We start from the raw sequence: 19,696 nt of genomic DNA, 5'->3' as shown, positions 1-19,696 counted from the left end.
CACCCCTGTCGCGGGTGCGAGGATGAGTGCATGACCCGTGCGCAGCTGGACAAGAAGCCGGTCGACGTCGCGTCGATGTTCGACACCGTCGCCGAGAAGTACGACGTGACCAACGACGTCCTCTCGCTCGGTCAGGACCGGCTGTGGCGCCGCGCCGTCGTCAAGGCCGTCGACGCCCAGCCGGGGGAGCGCATCCTCGACATCGCCGCGGGAACCGGAACCTCCAGCGAGCCGTGGGCGAACCAGGAGATCGAGGTCGTGCCCGCGGACTTCTCGCTCGGCATGCTCCGGGTCGGTCGTCGTCGCCGCCCCGACATGGCCTTCACGGCCGCCGACGCGATGAGCCTGCCGTTCGCCGACGGGAGCTTCGACGTCGTGACGATGAGCTTCGGTCTGCGCAACGTCGCCGACCCCGAGACCGCGCTGCGCGAGTTCCTCCGCGTCACCAAGCCGGGCGGCCGCCTCCTGATCTGCGAGTTCAGCCAGCCGGTCAACAAGGTCTTCCGCACCGTCTACTCGAACTACCTCATGCGCGCGCTGCCGCCGGTGGCCCGCCGCACGTCGAGCAACCCCGACTCCTACGTCTACCTCGCCGAGTCGATCCGTGCCTGGCCGCCGCAGGGCGAGCTGGCCCGCATCGTCGAGACCGCCGGCTGGCAGCGGGTCGGCTGGACCAACCTCACCGGCGGCATCGTCGCGCTCCACCACGGGACCAAGCGCTGACGGCATACGACCTCTTGCGTATGCCGCGTGCCCGTCCCGCGGCCACACGTGGCCTCTCGACGTGCGGGGAGCGGCACGACGTGGCCTCTCGACGCTGGGGGGCTGTCGAAGGTAAGGCATGCCTTATCTGACAAGGACGAAAGTGCGGGAATAGACTCCCCGGTAGTTCGTGAAGTTCTTCACAAGCGGTTCGGAAGCGTGCAGGGAGACATGACCAGTTCGAGCGTCGCGCCCAGCCCCCCAGGGGGTGGCGGTGCACCCGTCGAGCGGGCCGACGTCATCGTCGTCGGTGCCGGTCCGGGTGGCAGCGCGACGGCCGCGTACCTCGCTGACCACGGCCTCGACGTCGTCCTCCTCGAGAAGTCGGCGTTCCCGCGCGACAAGATCTGCGGCGACGGCCTGACGCCCCGCGCGACGAAGGAGCTCATCTCCCTCGGCGTAGACACGACCGGCTGGCAGCGCACCAAGGGTCTGCGCATCAAGGGTGGCGGCCACACGCTGCAGCTCGACTGGCCCGAGTCCGACGCCTTCCCCGGCTACGGCATGGTCCGCACCCGCGCCCAGCTCGACGAGGCCTTGGCCCGCCACGCGGTGAGCAGGGGCGCCCAGCTCCACGAGCGCACGAGCGTCTCCGCTCCGATCCGCGACGCCTCGGGTCGCGTCGCCGGGGTCACCGCCAAGCGCGTCGACGAGTCGGGCCGCGCCACGGGTGAGACGGTCACCTACCGCGCCCCGGTCGTCGTCGCGAGCGACGGCGTCTCGAGCCGTCTCGCGACGGCCGTCGGTCGCCCCAAGCGTGAGGACCGCGTCATGGGCGTGGCCGTCCGGGCGTACTACACCACCCCGAAGCGCGACGACTACCTCGAGAGCCACCTCGAGCTGTGGAGCCGTGACGACGCCGGCAACCGCATCCTCATGCCCGGCTACGGCTGGCTCTTCCCCCTCGAGGACGGCCGCACCAACGTCGGCCTCGGCACGCTCGACACCACGTCGGCCTTCCAGAAGACCGACTACAAGGACGTCATGCGTCGGTGGGTCGAGGACATCTTTCCGGAGTGGCAGCTCGAGCACGACGAGTCGGCCGGCCCCATCCGCGGCGCCGCGCTGCCGATGGGCTTCAACCGCACGCCCCTCTACGCCGACGGCCTGCTCCTCGTCGGCGATTCCGGCGGCATGGTCAACCCCTTCAACGGCGAGGGCATCGACTACGCCCTCGAGGCCGCGCGCCTCGGCGCCGAGCTCGTCGCCCAGGCGATGGCACGCCCGAGCGACGCTGCGCGCGAGCGGGTGCTCGCGGCATACCCCAAGGTCATGAAGGACGAGCTCGGCGGCTACTTCACCCTCGGTCGGTGGTTCGCCCACGCCATCGGCAACCCCGAGGTCATGCGGCTCGCGACGAAGTACGGCCTGCCGCGCACCCGGCTCATGCCGTTGCTGCTCAAGATCATGGCCAACCTCGCCGACCCGATGAGCAAGGGCGCCAGCGACCGCCTCATCACCGCCCTCTCGCGGCTGGCGCCCAGCGCATGAGCCACGCCTCCGTGGGCGCGACGGTGGCGCCGAGCAGCATCAAGTCGGACGCCCCTAGGATGGGTGCGCCGCGCACCTGCGCCCCTCCAGCCCCCGCAGCCCCTGCCATGCACGCATCGCACGACTCGCACGACCGAAAGGCACGTGACCTCGGATGAACTCCTACGTCCCGATCCTGTTCATGCTGGGGCTCGGCTTCGCGTTCGCCGCGCTGTCGGTCTTCACCTCGCTCGTCGTCGGGCCCAAGCGCTACAACCGCGCCAAGCTCGAGGCCTACGAGTGCGGCATCCAGCCGTCGCCCCAGGCGGCCGGCGGTGGGCGCGTCCCGATCAAGTACTACCTGACGGCGATGCTCTTCATCATCTTCGACATCGAGTCGGTCTTCCTCTATCCGTTCGCGGTGGCCTTCAACAAGCTGGGCCTCTTCGCGCTGGTCGAGATGGTCCTGTTCATCATCACGGTGTTCATCGCGTACGCCTACGTCTGGCGCCGCGGCGGGCTCGAGTGGGACTGACCCCGGATGACGCCGCACCAGCGGCGCACGTCCACGGGTTTCATCAGGAAGGTTAAGGAGTAAGCAATGGGTCTCGAAGAGAAGCTCCCAGCCGGGTTCCTGCTCTCGACGGTCGAGGGCCTCGCCGGCTACATGCGCAAGGCCTCGATCTGGCCGGCCACCTTCGGCCTCGCCTGCTGCGCCATCGAGATGATGGCCGTGGGCACGCCCGACTACGACATCGCCCGGTTCGGCATGGAGCGCTTCTCGGCGACCCCGCGCCAGGCCGACCTCATGATCGTCGCGGGACGCGTGAGCCAGAAGATGGCCCCCGTCGTGCGCCAGGTCTACGACCAGATGCCCAACCCCAAGTGGGTCATCTCGATGGGCGTCTGCGCCAGCTCGGGCGGCATGTTCAACAACTACGCGATCGTCCAGGGCGTCGACCACATCATCCCGGTCGACATCTACCTGCCCGGCTGTCCGCCCCGCCCGCAGATGCTGCTCAACGCGATCATCGAGCTGCACCACCAGATCGAGACCTCGCCGCTCGGCGTCAACCGCGAGAACGCCGCCAAGGCCGCCGAGGCTGCCGCGCTGTCCGCGACGCCGACGCATCAGATGAAGGGCCTGCTCGCATGAGCGACGGCGAGAAGAAGGACGACAAGGGCGCCGTGAACGCCGACACCACCAAGGACCAGTCCTCGGGTCTCACGCCCCACGAGATCGAGCTCGCGCAGCAGCGCACCCCCGCCGAGCCCGAGGTCGTCGGCGTCCGCCACGGCATGTTCGGTGCCACGCAAGGTGCCGACACCAGCGGCTACTCCGGCCTCGTCCGGCCGATCCTCGTCGCCGGCGCGTCCGAGCGCCCCTACGGCGGCTACTTCGACGAGATCGCCGACAACCTCGAGCGCGGCCTCGTGGGCGGCACCGCCTCCTACGCCGAGGCCGTCGACCGCGTCGTCGTCGACCGGGGCGAGATGACGATCCACGTCCGCCGCGAGCACCTGCTTGCCGTGGCCCGCGTGCTGCGTGACGACGCCTCGCTGCGCTTCGAGATCGTCACCGGCGTCTCGGGCGTGCACTACCCGAACCGCACCGGTGAGGAGCTGCACGCCGTCTACCACTTCCTGTCGATCACCCACGGCGGGCGGCGGGTCCGCGTCGAGGTCAGCTGCCCCGACGACGACCGCCACATCCCGTCGATCGTCTCCGTCTACCCGGCCAACGACTGGCACGAGCGCGAGACGTGGGACATGTTCGGCATCGAGTTCGATGGCCACCCGGCCCTCACCCGAATCCTCATGCCCGACGACTGGCCGGGCCACCCGCAGCGGAAGGACTACCCCCTCGGCGGCATCCCCGTCGAGTACAAGGGCGCCACCATCCCGCCGCCGGACCAGCGGAGGTCGTACAACTGATGAGCACGCACACCGAGTTCAGCCAGACCGAGGTGCCGGACGCCGGCGCCAACGACGTCTACGCCACGTCCGTGGCCGACGAGCAGGCCAGCGAGGGCGCCCACGTCTTCAACGCCTCCGGCGGCGACTGGAACGACCTCGTCGACGAGGCCACCTCGCTCGGCGAGGAGCGCATCGTCGTCAACATGGGCCCGCAGCACCCGTCGACGCACGGCGTGCTCCGCCTCATCCTCGAGATCGACGGCGAGACGGTGACCGAGGCCCGCGCCGGCATCGGCTACCTCCACACCGGCATCGAGAAGAACATGGAGTACCGCACCTGGGTGCAGGGCGTCACGTTCTGCACGCGCATGGACTACCTCACGCCCATGTTCCAGGAGGCGGCCTACTGCCTCGCCATCGAGAAGCTGCTCGGCATCACCGACGACATCCCCGAGCGCGCCAACGTCATCCGCGTGCTCATGATGGAGATGACGCGCATCAGCAGCCACCTCATCTGCCTCGGCACCGGTGGCATGGAGATGGGCGCGACGACGGTCATGACCGTCGCCTTCCGTGAGCGCGAGCGGCTGCTCCGCGTCATCGAGATGGTGACCGGCCTGCGCATGAACAACGCCTACATCCGCCCCGGCGGCGTGGCCCAGGACCTGCCGCCCGGTTGCATCGACGCGCTGCGCGAGATGGTTCCCGAGGTCCGCCGCGGTCTCGGCGAGCTCGAGGCCCTGCTCAACGAGAACCCCGTCCTCAAGGGCCGCACCGTCAACGTGGGCGTGCTCAACCTGGCCGGCTGCATGGCCCTCGGCATCACCGGCCCCGTGCTCCGCTCGACGGGCCTGCCGCACGACCTGCGCAAGCTCGACCCCTACTGCGGCTACGAGACCTACGACTTCGAGGTCAAGACGCGCACGAGCCAGGACGCCTACGGCCGCCTCCGCATCCGCATCGACGAGATGTACGAGTCGCTGAAGATCATCGAGCAGGCGACCGACCGTCTCCAGGCGGACGAGGGCCCGATCATGGTGGCCGACAAGAAGATCGCGTGGCCGGCGCAGCTCGCGCTCGGCAGCGACGGTCTTGGCAACAGCCTCGACCACATCCGCGAGATCATGGGCACCTCGATGGAGTCGCTGATCCACCACTTCAAGCTCGTCACCGAGGGCTTCCGGGTGCCGCCCGGCCAGGCCTACGTCGCCATCGAGTCGCCGAAGGGCGAGCTGGGCTGTCACGTCGTCTCCGACGGCGGCACGCGCCCCTACCGCGCGCACTTCCGCGACCCGAGCTTCAACAACCTGCAGGCCGTGGCCGCGATGTGCGAAGGCAGCCAGATCGCCGACGTCATCGTCGCCGTGGCCTCGATCGACCCCGTCATGGGAGGTGTGGACCGTTGAGCGGCCACGACGCTTCAGGCCACCTGCACGTCAGCCCCGAGTCCAAGGCGCCGTATGCCGCCGACGTCCTCGAGAAGCTGCACGCCGACGCCGCCGAGGTCATCGCGCGCTACCCGCAGAAGCGCTCCGCGCTCCTGCCGCTGCTGCACCTCGTGCAGTCGGTCGACGGCTACGTCACGGGCCGCGGTGTGAGCTTCTGCGCGGAGGTGCTCGACCTCACCGAGGCCGAGGTGAGCGGGGTCGCCACCTTCTACACGCAGTACAAGCGCCACCCCAACGGTGACTACACCGTCGGCGTCTGCACCAACACCCTCTGCGCTGTCATGGGCGGCGACCTGATCTTCGACCGGGTCTCCGAGCACCTCGGCATCGGACACGACGAGACGACCGAGGACGGCAAGATCACCCTCGAGCGCGTCGAGTGCAACGCGGCGTGCGACTACGCGCCGGTCGTCATGGCCAACTGGGAGTTCTTCGACAACCAGACGCCCGAGAGCACGATCGGCCTCGTCGAGGACCTCCGCGCCGGCAAGGACGTCGCCCCGACGCGCGGAGCCGCCAAGGTCTGCACGTTCAAGGAGGTCTCGCGGGTCCTCGCGGGCTTCGAGGACGGTCGCGCCGATGAGGGCGTGGGCGCCGGCCCGGCGTCGCTGCTCGGCCTGAAGATCGCCAACGAGCACGGCTGGGTCGCGCCGGGTTCGGACCGCGGCAACGGCTCGCGCCCATCCACGGCCGACGGCAAGGAGGGATCGAAGTGACCGACACCCTGACCCCGATCCTCACGAAGTTCTGGGACGACCCGCAGTCCTGGACCCTCGCGACGTACGAGCGCCACGACGGCTACAAGGCCCTCACGAAGGCGCTCGACATGGAGCCGCAGGCGATCATCGACGCCGTCAAGGACTCGAGCATCCGTGGCCGCGGCGGCGCCGGCTTCCCGACCGGCATGAAGTGGTCGTTCATGAGCCCGCCCGACGGCGGTCCGCGCTACCTCGTCGTCAATGCCGACGAGTCCGAGCCGGGCACGTGCAAGGACGTGCCGCTCATGATGGCCAACCCGCACGCCCTCATCGAGGGCGTCATCATCGCGTCGTACGCCATCGGCTGCGAGCACGCCTTCATCTACCTCCGTGGTGAGGTCGTCCACGTCTACCGTCGCCTGCTCCGTGCCGTCGAGGAGGCCCGCGCGGCCGGCCACCTCGGCACGAATGTCGGTGGCAAGGGCGTCACGGTCGACATCACGGTGCACGCCGGCGCCGGTGCCTACATCTGTGGTGAGGAGACGGCGCTGCTCGACTCGCTCGAGGGCCGCCGCGGCCAACCGCGCCTCAAGCCGCCGTTCCCCGGCGCGGCGGGCCTCTACGCCCGCCCGACGTCGGTCAACAACGTCGAGTCCATCGCCTCGGTGCCCGGGATCATCCTCGAGGGCTCCGACTGGTTCAAGGGCATGGGCACCGAGAAGTCCACGGGCTTCGGCATCTTCAGCCTCTCGGGCCACGTCACGAACCCCGGCCAGTTCGAGGCCCCGCTCGGCATCACGATGCGCGAGCTCATCGAGCTTGCCGGTGGCATGCGCGGTGGGCGCAAGCTGAAGTTCTGGACGCCCGGTGGCAGCTCGACGCCGATCTTCACCGACGAGCACCTCGACGTGCCGCTCGACTTCGACTCGGTCGCCGCGGCCGGCTCGATGCTCGGCACCCGCGCGCTGCAGGTCTTCGACGAGACCGTCTCGGTCGTGCGCGCCGTCGCCCGGTGGACCGACTTCTACGCCCACGAGTCCTGCGGCAAGTGCACGCCGTGCCGTGAGGGCACGTGGTGGCTGCGCCAGATCATGAACCGCATCGAGGCGGGCGAGGGCACGCAGGACGACATCGACAAGCTCGTCGACATCTGCGACAACATCCTCGGCCGCAGCTTCTGCGCGCTCGGTGACGCGGCGACGAGCCCGATCACGTCGGCCGTCCAGTACTTCCGCCAGGAGTTCGAGGCCGGCATGCACACGCCGGCGCACGAGCTGTTCCCGCCGGAGCGGTCGGTGCTCTTCCCGGTCCCGGCCCCCACGTCGACCAAGGAGTCCAGCGGGATGGTGTCCGCATGACCGTCACGACCTCCCCGTCCGCAGGCGGCAACGCCGTCGACAAGGGCGGCAACGCGCAGGTGCCCCCGAACCCCGACCACGTCGGCCTCACGATCGACGGCGTGCCCGTCAGAGTGCCCAAGGGCACGCTCGTCATCCGGGCCGCCGAGACCGTGGGCATCGAGATCCCGCGCTTCTGCGACCACCCGCTGCTCGACCCGGTCGGGGCGTGCCGCCAGTGCCTCGTCGACGTCGCGATGCCCGACCGTGACGGCAACGTCCGCCCGATGCCCAAGCCGCAGGCCTCGTGCACGATGACGGTGTCCGAGGGCATGGTCGTCAACACGCAGCACACGTCCAAGGTCGCCGACAAGGCGCAGCAGGGCGTCATGGAGCTGCTCCTCATCAACCACCCGCTCGACTGCCCGGTCTGCGACAAGGGCGGCGAGTGCCCCCTGCAGAACCAGGCGATGAGCTCCGGGCGCCCGGTGTCGCGCTTCGAGGACGTCAAGCGCACCTACCCCAAGCCGGTCAACATCTCCTCGCAGGTGCTGCTCGACCGTGAGCGCTGCGTGCTCTGCGCCCGCTGCACCCGCTTCTCCGACCAGGTGGCCGGCGACCCCTTCATCGCGCTCGTCGAGCGTGGCGCGCTCCAGCAGATCGGCATCTACGAGGACAAGCCGTTCGAGAGCTACTTCTCGGGCAACACCGTCCAGATCTGCCCGGTCGGCGCGCTGACCGGCGCCGCCTACCGCTTCCGCAGCCGTCCGTTCGACCTCGTGTCGACGCCGTCGGTCTGCGAGCACTGCGCGAGCGGCTGCGCCATCCGCACCGACCACCGTCGCGGCGTCGTGCTGCGCCGGATGGCGGCCGAGGACCAGGCCGTCAACGAGGAGTGGAACTGCGACAAGGGCCGGTGGGCGTTCACCTACGCCACGCTGCCCGACCGCATCCAGCTGCCGATGGTGCGTGACGACAGCGGCGAGCTCAAGGTCGTCGGCTGGCCCGAGGCCCTTGCGGCCGCGGCTGCCGGACTGTCGCGCGCCCGGACCGCCGGCGTGCTCGTCGGCGGCCGCGTCTCGGCCGAGGACGCCTACGCCTACGGCAAGTTCGCCCGCGTGGTGCTCGGCACGAACGACGTCGACTTCCGCGCCCGGCCGCACTCGGCCGAGGAGGTCGCCTTCCTCGCCGAGCACGTCGCCGCGACCGGCCCCGACAGCGGCGCGGTGACGTACGCCGACCTCGAGGCCGCCAAGGCCGTCCTCCTCGTCGGCTTCGAGCCCGAGGACGAGAGCCCGATCGTCTTCCTGCGCCTGCGCAAGGCCTTCCGCAAGCGCAAGACGCAGGTGTATGCCGTCGCGTCCCACGCGACGCGCGGCCTGGACAAGGTGGGTGGCACCCTGCTGCCGACCGTGCCCGGCCACGAGGCCACGGCCCTGGCCGACCTCGCGGCTCCCGCGCGAGAGGCACTGGCCGCGGGTGGCGTCATCCTCGTCGGTGAGCGCCTCGCCACGGCCCCCGGCGCGCTGCGCGCCGCGGCCGACCTCGCCGCCGCCACCGGTGCCCGGCTCGCCTGGGTGCCGCGTCGGGCGGGGGAGCGCGGTGCCCTCGAATCGGGCGCGCTCGGTGCGCTCCTGCCCGGAGGCCGCCCCGTCGCGGACGCCTCGGCTCGCGCCGAGGTCGCCCGGGTCTGGGAGGTCGACCACGTCCCGGCCGCTCCGGCCCGTGACACGGCCGGCATCATCGCCGCGGCTGCTGCGGGAGACATCGAGGCCCTGCTCGTCGGCGGCGTCGACCCGTCCGACCTCGGTGACGCGGCCGCCGCTGCGGCGCTCGAGAAGGCGTTCGTCGTCTCCCTGGAGCTGCGCGAGTCGCCCGTCACGGCTGTCGCCGACGTCGTGCTGCCCGTCGCGCCGCAGGCCGAGAAGACCGGCACCTACGTCAACTGGGAAGGCCGCGTCCGCGCCTTCCAGGAGGCGCTGGAGAGCAACGCCGTCAGCGACCACCGCGCCCTCGACATGCTCGCCGGCGAGATGGGCGTCTTCCTCGAGACCCGCACGCAGCGCGAGATCCACGCCCAGTTCGAGGCCCTCGGGCCGTGGGCTGGGGACCGCGCCACGAGCGCTCCGGAGGGCCAGCGCGCCGCCGCGGCGCCGGTGGGCACCGGCGACTTCGTCCTGTCCACCTGGGCCACGCTGCTCGATGCCGGCCGCATGCAGGACGGCGAGCCGTTCCTGGCCGGCACCGCACCGCTCGCGGTCGCGCGTCTGTCCGCGGCCTCGGCCACCGGGCTCGGCGTCGTCGACGGCGACGCCGTCACCGTGACCGGCCCCGTGGGCAGCGTCACGCTGCCGGCGGTCGTCACCGAGGACATGGTCGACGGTGTCGTCTGGCTCCCGACCAACGCGAAGGACTGCTCGATCCGCACGGGCCTCGGCACCGATGCCGGTGGCCGCGTCCACGTCACGAAGGGTGGTGCGGCATGAGCCTCGGCCTGACCGCATACGGGGTGGCGGCCGCGCTGCCCATGACCGAGAACCCCACGGCCGACTTCAGCGACACCCCGTGGTGGCTGGCCCTGATCAAGGCCGTCGGCATCTTCGTCTATCTGCTCATCTCGACGCTGCTCGTCATCTGGTTCGAGCGCCGCGTCATCGGCCGCATGCAGCAGCGCCCGGGCCCGAACCGCAACGGTCCCTTCGGTCTGCTCCAGACCCTCGCCGACGGCATGAAGTCGATGCTCAAGGAAGACATCACGCCGGCCCGCGCCGAGAAGCTCATCTACACCCTCGCGCCGCTCATCGCCGCGACGATGGCGTTCGTCTCCTTCGCGATCATCCCGGTCGGCGGCACGGTGTCGATGTTCGGCCACCGGACGCCCCTGCAGGTGACCGACGTCCCCGTCGCCGTCCTGCTCGTGCTCGCCGTCGCCTCGGTCGGCGTCTACGGCATCATCCTCGCCGGCTGGAGCTCGGGCTCGACCTACCCGCTGCTCGGTGGCCTGCGCTCGACCGCCCAGGTCATCAGCTACGAGATCGCCATGGGCCTCTCGCTCGTCGCGATCTTCCTCTACAGCGGCTCGATGTCGACCTCGGCCATCGTCTCGGCGCAGAGCTCGCTCTGGTACATCCTCCCGGCGTTCTTCAGCTTCGCCGTCTACGTCATCACCATGGTCGGCGAGACCAACCGTCTGCCCTTCGACCTCGCCGAGGGCGAGGGCGAGCTGACCGGTGGCTTCCACACCGAGTACTCCTCGATGCGCTTCGCGATGTTCTTCCTCGGCGAGTACGTCAACATGTTCACCGTCTCGGCCCTCGCCACCACCTTGTTCCTCGGTGGCTGGCAGGCCCCGCCGTTCATCTCGGCGATCAACGACAACATGTTCGGCGGCGGCTGGTGGGGCCTGCTGTGGTTCACCGCCAAGCTGTGGCTGTTCATGTTCATCTTCGTCTGGCTCCGTGGCTCCCTGCCGCGCGTGCGCTACGACCAGTTCATGCGCTTCGGCTGGAAGTTCCTCATCCCGATCACCCTGGCCTGGGTCGTCGCCGTCGCGTTCATCCGCGGCGCGCAGCTCGGCTTCCTCGGTGACAGCAAGCTGACCTTCGCGAACCGCGAGCTGTCGGTGGCCACCGTCGTCATCGTGGGCATCGTCGCCGTCATCGCCCTCGCCGCGGCGTGGATCTGGGACGACAAGCGCGCCGCCCGGGCCGCTGCCGAGGACGAGACGCCGCCGGAGGAGATCGACCCCTTCGAGGACGGCTACCCCGTGCCGCCACTGCCGGGCCAGCGCCTCGCCGAACCGACCCCGCGCCTGTCCTCGTCGCGGCAGCCCGTGCTGACGACGAGCAGCGCCGCCAGCACCTCGACCGCCGTCAAGGAGGAGGACCATGGCTGACGACACCGTCGGCAAGCACGTGTCGCCCCGGAGCCCCGCCCAGGGCTCGGAGGTCGGCGCGCCGCGTGACCAGCGATCCGGCAGCGACAAGCGCGAGAAGGGCTTCCTCTCGGAGCTGTTCGCGCCGGTGGCCGGGTTCGGGGTGTCGTTCTCGACGATGTTCCGCAAGGTCGCCACCGAGGAGTACCCCGAGAAGCCGCGCCCCACGGCGCCGCGCTTCCACGGGCGCCACCAGCTCAACCGCTACCCGGACGGGCTCGAGAAGTGCATCGGCTGCGAGCTGTGCGCCTGGGCCTGCCCGGCCGACGCGATCCTCGTCGAGGGCGCCGACAACGACGACACCCCGCTCGACCAGGGTGGCAAGGGCCGGTTCAGCCCCGGCGAGCGCTACGGCCGCGTCTACCAGATCAACTACCTGCGCTGCATCTTCTGCGGCCTGTGCATCGAGGCGTGCCCGACCCGCGCCCTGACGATGACGAACTTCTACGAGCTCGCCGACAACGACCGCGGCAAGCTGATCTTCACCAAGGACCAGCTGCTCGCCCCGCTCCAGAGCGGCATGCTGACGGCACCGTTCCCGATGTCCGACGGGCTCGAGGAGCGCGACTACTACCAGGGCAAGGTCAGCGGACCGACGGACGCGCAGCGCGCCTACGTCGAGGCCCGCGAGGGCCACGGGGCCGCCGCCGACGATGACGACGCGTATGCCGGCGCGCCGGGCAACGTCGCGGCCGCCGTGCCCGGGGAGCACGACGTCGTGCACTCGACCCACCCGACCGCAGCACACACCCGGGAAGGGGCCAACCCGTGACCTCCACCGCCGAAGCCGTCGGCTTCTGGCTGCTCGCCCCGGTCGCGGTCATCGCCGCGATGGGCCTGCTCTTCGCCAAGAAGGCCGTCCACGCCGCCCTCGGCGTGGCGCTCGTCATGTGCATCCTCGGGATCTTCTACATCATGGAGAAGGCCGACTTCCTCGGGATCGTGCAGGTGTTCGTCTACACCGGCGCCGTGATGATGCTCTTCCTCTTCGTCCTCATGCTCGTGGGCGTCGACTCGTCCGACTCGATCGTCGAGACGATCAAGGGCCAGCGCTGGGCCTCCCTGGTCCTCGTCGTCGGCCTCGCCGGTGTGCTCGTCTTCTCGCTCGGCCAGGTCGTCTTCGACCAGCAGAGCGTGCAGGCCGGCATGGACAAGCTCGTCGCGAGCAACGCCGACACCGGCAACGTGACCGGGCTCGCCGAGCTGATCTTCGGTCAGTACGTCTGGATCTTCGAGGTCACCTCCGCGCTGCTCATCACGGCCGCCCTCGGCGCCATGGTGCTCGCCCACCGCGAGCGCCTGACGCCGCGCATCACCCAGGCCGAGTGGGCCGCCAAGCGCGTCCGCGACAACAAGAACGTCGCGGGCCTGCCCGCGCCCGGTGTCTACGCCCGCCACAACGCGGTCGACACCCCGGCGCTGCTGCCCGACGGCACGCCCAGCGACCTGTCCGTCTCGCGCGTCCTCGTGGCCCGTGACCAGGTCGCGACCGCCGACGGCTTCAAGGACGTCGAGCGGCACATGGAGCGCGAGATCGAGGAAGGTCGGTCCAAGTGAGCCCGATGCACTACGTCTACCTCTCGGTGCTGCTCTTCGCGATCGGCACGGCCACCGTGCTGATCCGACGCAACGCGATCATCGTCTTCATGGGTGTCGAGCTCATGCTCAACGCGACGAACCTCGCCCTCGTCACCTTCTCCCGGATGCACGGCGCCCTCGACGGGCAGGTCATGGCCCTGTTCGTCATGGTCGTCGCAGCCGCGGAGGTCGTCGTCGGGCTCGCCATCATCATGGCGATCTTCCGCGCCCGCCGTTCGGCCTCGGTCGACGACGCCAACCTGCTGAAGCTGTAAGGAGCGCCGCCCACCATGGGAACTCTCGTCCAGACGCTCGCGAGCTCGTCGAGCACGCTGAGCACGTATGCCGTGGGCCTCGCCACGCACGAAGGTGAGGCGCACGCCGCCAGCGGGGTGACGGCATACGCGTGGCTGCTCGTCGCGCTGCCGCTGCTCGGCGCCGCCATCCTGCTCCTCGGTGGCCGCCGCACCGACTCGTTCGGTCCTGTGCTGGCGACCTGCCTGTCGTGGGGCGCGTTCGTCGTCGGCGCGGTCGTCTTCCTCGCGATGCTCGGCCGCGGCGCCGAGGACCGCGCGGTCAGCATCAACCTCTACGACTGGATCGCGGACGGTTCGTTCAAGCTGAGCGCCGGGCTACTCGTCGACCAGCTGTCGATGGTCTTCGTCCTGCTCATCACCTTCGTCGGCTCGCTCATCCACGTGTACTCGATCGGGTACATGGAGCACGACCCCGACAAGCGGCGCTTCTTCGCCTACCTCAACCTCTTCGTCGCGGCGATGCTCCTGCTCGTCCTCGCCAACTCCTACCTGCTGCTCTACGTCGGCTGGGAGGGCGTGGGCCTCGCGAGCTACCTGCTCATCGGCTTCTGGAACTACAACCCGGCCTACGCGACGGCGGCCAACAAGGCGTTCGTGGCCAACCGCGTCGGTGACTTCGGCCTGTCCATCGCCATCATCGTGATGTTCTTCCACTTCGGCGCCGTCGACTTCGCGACGGTGCTCGGCGCGGCCGGCAGCAACGCCAACCAGGGCTTCATGACCGCCATCGGCCTGATGCTGCTGCTCGGTGCCTGTGGCAAGTCGGCCCAGTTCCCGCTGCAGAGCTGGCTCGGCGACGCCATGGCCGGCCCGACGCCGGTGTCGGCGCTCATCCACGCGGCAACGATGGTCACGGCCGGTGTCTACCTCGTCGTGCGCTCGTCGCCGATCTTCCAGGCGGCACCCACGGCCCAGCTCGTCGTCGTCATCGTCGGGGCGATCACCCTGCTCTTCGGTGCCGTCGTCGGTTGCGCCAAGGACGACATCAAGAAGGCCCTCGCGGCCTCGACGATGAGCCAGATCGGCTACATGATGCTCGCTGCGGGCCTCGGCCCGGTCGGCTACGCCTTCGCGATCTTCCACCTGCTCATGCACGGCTTCTTCAAGGCCGGCATGTTCCTCGGCGCCGGGTCGGTCATGCACGGCATGAACGACCAGGTCGACATGCGCCGTTTCGGCGGTCTCTCCGGTGCCATGAAGATCACCTGGGCCACCTTCGGCATCGGCTGGCTCGCCATCCTCGGGGTGCCGCCGTTCTCCGGCTTCTGGTCCAAGGACAAGATCATCGAGGCCGCCTTCATCGGTGAGGGCTGGCGCCCGTGGGTCTTCGGTATGGCCGCCCTCATCGGTGCCGGCATCACGGCCTTCTACATGTCCCGCCTGTTCTTCATGACCTTCCACGGCAAGAAGCGCTGGACCGACGACGTGCACCCGCACGAGTCGGGCAGCCTGATGACGATCCCGATGATCGTGCTCGCCGTCGGGTCGGCCTTCCTCGGCCTCATCCTGGGCCCCACGGGTTTCTTCAACACGTGGCTCGAGCCGGTCACCGGCGCCGAGCCCGCTGGTGCCGAGCCCGTGATCCCGGTCCCGGTGCTCATGGCCCTGACGCTGATCCTCGTGGCTGCCGGCGGTGCGCTGGCCTGGATGCGCTACTGGCGTGACGAGGTCCCGGCCACGGCCCCCACGGGCTCGCTGCTCACGCAGGCCGCGCGCAAGGACCTCTACCAGGACCAGGTCAACGAGGCTCTCCTCATGCGACCCGGTATCCACCTCACGCGCTCGCTCGTCTTCGCGGACAGCAAGGGCGTGGACGGCGCGGCCGGTGGCCTCGCCGCCCTCGTCGGCGGGACGAGCTCCCGCCTGCGCAAGCTGCAGAACGGCTTCGCGCGCTCCTATGCCCTGACGATGCTCGCTGGTGTCGTCGCCATCCTCGGTGCTCTTTGGGTGATGTCCTGATGACCGCAATGTCCACCGTCCCCTGGCTGACGATCCTCGGCCTCATCCCGCTCGTCGGCGCGCTGGTCGTCGCCTTCGCGCCGGGGACCGCCGAGAGCGCCAAGCGGATGGCGATCGGCTTCTCCGTCGTGACGCTCGTCGTCGGCATCATCGCCGCGACACAGTTCGACCGTGGATCGAGTGCCCAGTTCCAGCTCGGTGAGCAGCACTCGTGGATCCCGCAGTTCGGTGTCAGCTACGCCCTCGGCGTCGACGGCATCGCCCTCGTGCTCATCCTCATGGCCCTCGTGCTGACGCCGATCTGCCTGCTCGCCGCCTGGCACGACGTGCCCGAGGAGCCCGGCCGTAACGGCGCTCAGCGCGTCAAGACCTACTTCGCGCTGATCCTCGTGCTCGAGACGTTCATGGTCGGGGTGTTCGCCGCCACCGACGTGTTCCTCTTCTACGTCTTCTTCGAGGCGATGCTCATCCCGGTCTACTTCCTCATCGGCCGCTTCGGCGGTCCGCGCCGGCAGTACGCCGCGATGAAGTTCCTGCTCTTCTCGCTGGCCGGTGGGCTCATCATGCTCGTCGCCGTCATCGCCCTCTACCTGCAGGGTCCCGGCGGCACCGACGGCTTCCTCATCGAACGCCTCACCGGCCTCTCGATGGACCCGACCACCGAGCGGCTGCTCTTCGTCGGCTTCTTCTTCGCCTTCGCGGTCAAGGCGCCGATGGTCCCGTTCCACACCTGGCTGCCCGACGCCGCCACCGAGTCCTCGCCGGCGACGGCGACGCTCCTCGTCGGCGTGCTCGACAAGGTCGGGACGTTCGGGATGATCCGCTTCTGCCTGCAGCTCTTCCCGCAGGCGAGCGAGTGGGCGACGCCCGTCGTCGTGGCCCTCGCGGTGCTCTCCGTCATCTACGGCGCGCTCCTCGCCATCGGCCAGACCGACATGATGCGCCTGGTGTCCTACACGTCGGTGAGCCACTTCGGCTTCATCGTGCTGGGGATCTTCGCGTTCACGACGGTGGGCCAGGGCGGCTCGACGCTCTACATGGTCAACCACGGCTTCTCGACGGCAGCGCTGTTCCTGTTCGCGGCCATGCTCGTCCGGCGCCGGGGGAGCAAGCGCATCCCCGACTTCGGTGGGTGGCAGCGCATCACGCCGGCACTCGCCGGCATCTTCCTCGTCGCGGGTCTGTCCGGCCTCGCCCTCCCGGGCCTGTCGAGCTTCGTCTCGGAGTTCCTCGTGCTCGTCGGCAGCTTCTCGACGCAGCCGGTGGCGGCGGTCATCGCGACCTCCGGCATCATCCTCGCCGCGCTCTACATCCTGCTCATGTACAAGAAGGTCATGACCGGCCCGAAGCCCGAGGGCCTCGTGGGCGAGCGCGAGCACGACCGGCTCGACGAGCGCGGCCGTCGCGGCCTCACCGCCGTGCGTGACCTGACGACGCGCGAGAAGCTCGTCGCCGCCCCGTTGATCATCGCCTTCGTCGTGCTCGGCTTCCTGCCGAACATCGCGCTGAACGTCATCAACCCGGCCGTCGACAAGACCCTGTCGCACGTCCAGCACGCCATTCCGAACCTCAACACGACCGGCACCGTGGCCGAAGGGAGCTCGAAGTGACCGCCGTCGCTCCGCTGGCGCTGCCCGCACTTCCCGCAGCGTTCCAGCAGTCGAACGTCGAATACCTCGCAGTCCTGCCGCTGCTCATCGTCTTCGTGACGGCCCTGGTGGGCGTCCTCGTCGAGGCCTTCGCCCCCCGTGAGCGTCGGCATGTCATCCAGGTGACGCTCGCGGTCGTCGGTCTGATCGCAGCGGCCGCGTCGATCATCCTCGCGGCCAAGCACCAGGGCCTGACGATGGGCCTGACGGACGGCACGACCAGCCACCAGCTCTTCGCCCTGGCGATCGACGGCCCGGCGCTCTTCATGCAGGGCGCGATCCTGCTCATGGGTGTGCTCGGCGTCCTCACCATGGCCGAGCGGTTCGGCGGCGTCGGCCCCGACGCGTTCACCCCGAGCGGTGCGTCGACGCCGGGCTCGGCCACCGAGACGGCGGCGGCCCGCGCAGGCGCGCTGACGTCCGAGGTCTTCCCGCTGACGATGTTCGCGATCTTCGGCATGATGCTCTTCCCGACGACGAACGACCTCATCGGCATGTTCGTCGCGCTCGAGGTGCTCTCGCTGCCGCTCTACATCCTCTCGGGCCTGGCCCGCCGTCGGCGACTGCTCTCGCAGGAGGCCTCGCTCAAGTACTTCCTGCTCGGCGCGTTCAGCTCGGCCTTCTTCCTCTTCGGCACGGCCCTGCTCTACGGCTACGCCGGATCGGTCTACTTCGGCGACCTCTCCAGGGCGATCGCCGCCGGCCCGCTGGCGATGAACGGCCTGCTGGTGCCCGGTGCGTTCCTCGTCTTCGTCGGCCTGCTCTTCAAGGTCGGTGCGGTGCCGTTCCACGCGTGGACGCCCGACGTCTACCAGGGCGCTCCGACGCCGGTCACCGGCTTCATGGCCGCGTGCACCAAGGCGGCCGCGTTCGGCGCGATCCTGCGCCTGGCCTACGTCGGGCTCGACACCGCCCGCTGGGAGTGGACCAACGCACTGGTCCTCGTCGCGATCCTGACGATGGTCGTCGGTTCGGTGCTCTCGGTCACCCAGACCGACATGAAGCGCCTGCTCGCCTACTCCTCGATCGCGCACGCGGGCTTCATCCTCGTCGGCGTGCTCGCCTTCGACCGCAAGGGCGTCGGCGCCGTGCTGTTCTACCTTGTCGCCTATGGCTTCTCGACGATCGCGGCCTTCGCCATCGTCTCGATCGTGCGCCAGAACGGCGCCGAGGCGACGCACCTGTCCCAGTGGGCCGGTCTCGGCAAGCGCTACCCGGTCGTGGCCGGGGCCTTCGCCTTCCTCATGCTCGCCTTCGCCGGCATCCCGCTGACCTCGGGCTTCGTCTCGAAGTTCGGGGTGTTCTCGGCGGCCGTCGGCACCGGGGGCGCGACGGGCACGGTCCTCGCCGTGGTCGGCGTCGTGTGCAGCGCGATCACGGTGTTCGTCTACGCGCGGGTCATCGTCCTGATGTTCTTCAGCGACGCCGCCGACGACGCGGTCGAGGTCGTGACGCCGTCGGTGTCGACGACCTTCTCGATCGCCATCGGCACGCTCATCACGCTGGCCCTCGGCGTCCTGCCGTCCGCGCTGCTCGACCTGGCCGACCGCGCCTCGCAGTTCGTCCGATGACGGCGCCGGCACCGCACCACGGTCATGGGGTTCGATGACGACGCAAGCCACCCCGCCGATCCTCGGGATCCCCGGGGCGAGCGCGGACCTGTCGGCACGCCTGCGTGACGGGCTGGCTCGGGTCGACGCCGTGCTCACGCGGGTCGTCGACCACGAGGACCCCTTCATCGCCGGCGCCTCCGGACACCTCGTCGAGGCGGGCGGCAAGCGGTTCCGGCCGCTGCTGACCCTCCTCGCCGCCGAGCTCGGCGACGGGATCAACGACGACGTGGTCAGCGCGGCCGCGGGCGTCGAGCTGACCCACCTCGCCTCGCTCTACCACGACGACGTCATGGACGAGGCGAGCGTGCGACGCGGCGTCGCGTCCGTCAACGCCGCCTACGACAACTCGACGGCGATCCTCGTCGGCGACCTGCTCTTCGGCAAGGCGTCCGAGCTCGTCGCCGGTCTCGGGGCCGAGGCCGTCCTCATCCAGGCGCAGACGTTCGTGCGGCTGTGCTCGGGACAGATCCGTGACGACCGGGCGTGCCCCGACGGCGTCGACCCCGTCGACTACTACCTCGGGGTCCTCGCCGACAAGACGGGCGTGCTCATCGCGACGGCCGGTCGCTACGGCGTCATGTTCAGCGGCGGTTCGGCCGAGACCGCCGAGCTCATGCGGTTCTACGGCGAGAAGGTCGGCATCGCGTTCCAGCTCGCCGACGACCTCATCGACATCGCCTCCGACGCCGACGACAGCGGCAAGGTCCCGGGCACCGACCTGCGCGAGGGCGTCGACACGCTGGCCGTCCTGCGCTTCCGGGCCATGGCCGACCCGGCCGATGCGTCGGACGCGCGTCTGCTGGATCTCATCGACGGCGACCTGACCGACGACGCGCGCCTGGCCGAGGCGCTGGGTCTCCTGCGCGCCCACCCCGCGCTCGCCCAGGCCCGCGAGGAGACGTATGCCGTCGCCCGCGAGGCGCAGGCCCTGCTCGACCCGCTGCCCGACAGCGACGCCAAGGCAGCCCTGCAAGCCCTCGCCCTCAGCGTCGTCGACCGCGTCGGCTGAACCCC

The 19,696-nt window shown here is 69.8% G+C and carries 17 protein-coding genes; all 17 read left to right on the top strand.

The window, feature by feature from the left end; genetic code table 11:
* Positions 1–30 precede the first annotated feature (30 nt).
* Complete coding sequence (locus AC1DIW_RS12925) at positions 31–723, top strand: demethylmenaquinone methyltransferase (protein ID WP_478108611.1); 693 nt, start codon at positions 31–33, stop codon at positions 721–723.
* Positions 724–933: 210 nt separating this feature from the next.
* Entirely contained in the window at positions 934–2,253 is a 1,320-nt protein-coding gene (locus AC1DIW_RS12920) for a geranylgeranyl reductase family protein (RefSeq protein ID WP_478108610.1), read from the top strand.
* Between the two features lie 154 nt (positions 2,254–2,407).
* The gene (locus tag AC1DIW_RS12915) at positions 2,408–2,767 is read left to right on the top strand and encodes an NADH-quinone oxidoreductase subunit A (RefSeq protein ID WP_442279801.1); all 360 of its coding nucleotides are present in this window, start codon (positions 2,408–2,410) and stop codon (positions 2,765–2,767) included.
* A gap of 66 nt (positions 2,768–2,833) precedes the next feature.
* Positions 2,834–3,388: a NuoB/complex I 20 kDa subunit family protein gene (locus AC1DIW_RS12910; RefSeq protein WP_030195906.1), complete on the top strand. Its 555-nt coding sequence runs from the start codon at positions 2,834–2,836 to the stop codon at positions 3,386–3,388.
* The gene (locus tag AC1DIW_RS12905; protein ID WP_478108608.1) at positions 3,385–4,167 is read left to right on the top strand and encodes an NADH-quinone oxidoreductase subunit C; all 783 of its coding nucleotides are present in this window, start codon (positions 3,385–3,387) and stop codon (positions 4,165–4,167) included. The genes AC1DIW_RS12910 and AC1DIW_RS12905 overlap by 4 nt, the downstream gene beginning before the upstream one ends.
* A complete protein-coding gene (locus AC1DIW_RS12900) occupies positions 4,167–5,555 on the top strand; it encodes an NADH-quinone oxidoreductase subunit D (protein WP_478108607.1) in 1,389 nt (462 codons plus the stop codon). Before AC1DIW_RS12905 ends, AC1DIW_RS12900 begins: the two co-directional genes overlap by 1 nt.
* Positions 5,552–6,313 carry an NADH-quinone oxidoreductase subunit NuoE gene (nuoE, locus tag AC1DIW_RS12895; protein ID WP_442279798.1) on the top strand — a complete coding sequence of 254 codons (762 nt, stop codon included), beginning with the start codon at positions 5,552–5,554 and terminating at the stop codon, positions 6,311–6,313. Before AC1DIW_RS12900 ends, nuoE begins: the two co-directional genes overlap by 4 nt.
* Entirely contained in the window at positions 6,310–7,653 is a 1,344-nt protein-coding gene (nuoF, locus tag AC1DIW_RS12890) for an NADH-quinone oxidoreductase subunit NuoF (RefSeq protein WP_478108605.1), read from the top strand. Before nuoE ends, nuoF begins: the two co-directional genes overlap by 4 nt.
* Positions 7,650–10,118: an NADH-quinone oxidoreductase subunit G gene (locus tag AC1DIW_RS12885; protein ID WP_478108603.1), complete on the top strand. Its 2,469-nt coding sequence runs from the start codon at positions 7,650–7,652 to the stop codon at positions 10,116–10,118. The genes nuoF and AC1DIW_RS12885 overlap by 4 nt, the downstream gene beginning before the upstream one ends.
* Entirely contained in the window at positions 10,115–11,527 is a 1,413-nt protein-coding gene (gene nuoH / locus AC1DIW_RS12880; protein WP_442279795.1) for an NADH-quinone oxidoreductase subunit NuoH, read from the top strand. Before AC1DIW_RS12885 ends, nuoH begins: the two co-directional genes overlap by 4 nt.
* On the top strand, positions 11,520–12,338 hold the full coding sequence (gene nuoI, locus AC1DIW_RS12875; RefSeq protein ID WP_478108602.1) for an NADH-quinone oxidoreductase subunit NuoI: 819 nt from the start codon (positions 11,520–11,522) through the stop codon (positions 12,336–12,338). Before nuoH ends, nuoI begins: the two co-directional genes overlap by 8 nt.
* Positions 12,335–13,123, top strand: a complete 789-nt coding sequence (locus tag AC1DIW_RS12870; protein WP_478108600.1) for an NADH-quinone oxidoreductase subunit J — start codon at positions 12,335–12,337, stop codon at positions 13,121–13,123. Before nuoI ends, AC1DIW_RS12870 begins: the two co-directional genes overlap by 4 nt.
* Positions 13,120–13,419 carry an NADH-quinone oxidoreductase subunit NuoK gene (nuoK, locus tag AC1DIW_RS12865; RefSeq protein WP_442279792.1) on the top strand — a complete coding sequence of 100 codons (300 nt, stop codon included), beginning with the start codon at positions 13,120–13,122 and terminating at the stop codon, positions 13,417–13,419. Before AC1DIW_RS12870 ends, nuoK begins: the two co-directional genes overlap by 4 nt.
* A gap of 15 nt (positions 13,420–13,434) precedes the next feature.
* On the top strand, positions 13,435–15,420 hold the full coding sequence (nuoL, locus tag AC1DIW_RS12860; RefSeq protein ID WP_442279791.1) for an NADH-quinone oxidoreductase subunit L: 1,986 nt from the start codon (positions 13,435–13,437) through the stop codon (positions 15,418–15,420).
* An 8-nt stretch (positions 15,421–15,428) separates the two neighbouring features.
* The gene (locus AC1DIW_RS12855; protein ID WP_478108859.1) at positions 15,429–17,030 is read left to right on the top strand and encodes an NADH-quinone oxidoreductase subunit M; all 1,602 of its coding nucleotides are present in this window, start codon (positions 15,429–15,431) and stop codon (positions 17,028–17,030) included.
* Entirely contained in the window at positions 17,027–18,640 is a 1,614-nt protein-coding gene (gene nuoN / locus AC1DIW_RS12850) for an NADH-quinone oxidoreductase subunit NuoN (protein WP_442279790.1), read from the top strand. The genes AC1DIW_RS12855 and nuoN overlap by 4 nt, the downstream gene beginning before the upstream one ends.
* A 34-nt stretch (positions 18,641–18,674) precedes the next feature.
* Positions 18,675–19,691: a polyprenyl synthetase family protein gene (locus tag AC1DIW_RS12845; protein ID WP_478108597.1), complete on the top strand. Its 1,017-nt coding sequence runs from the start codon at positions 18,675–18,677 to the stop codon at positions 19,689–19,691.
* The last annotated feature ends 5 nt before the right edge of the window (positions 19,692–19,696 follow it).

This window comes from Terrabacter sp. 01T434, from assembly GCF_056398545.1.
The sequence above is the reverse complement of the archived record's forward strand: the minus strand, read 5'-3'. Positions and strand labels throughout refer to the sequence as shown.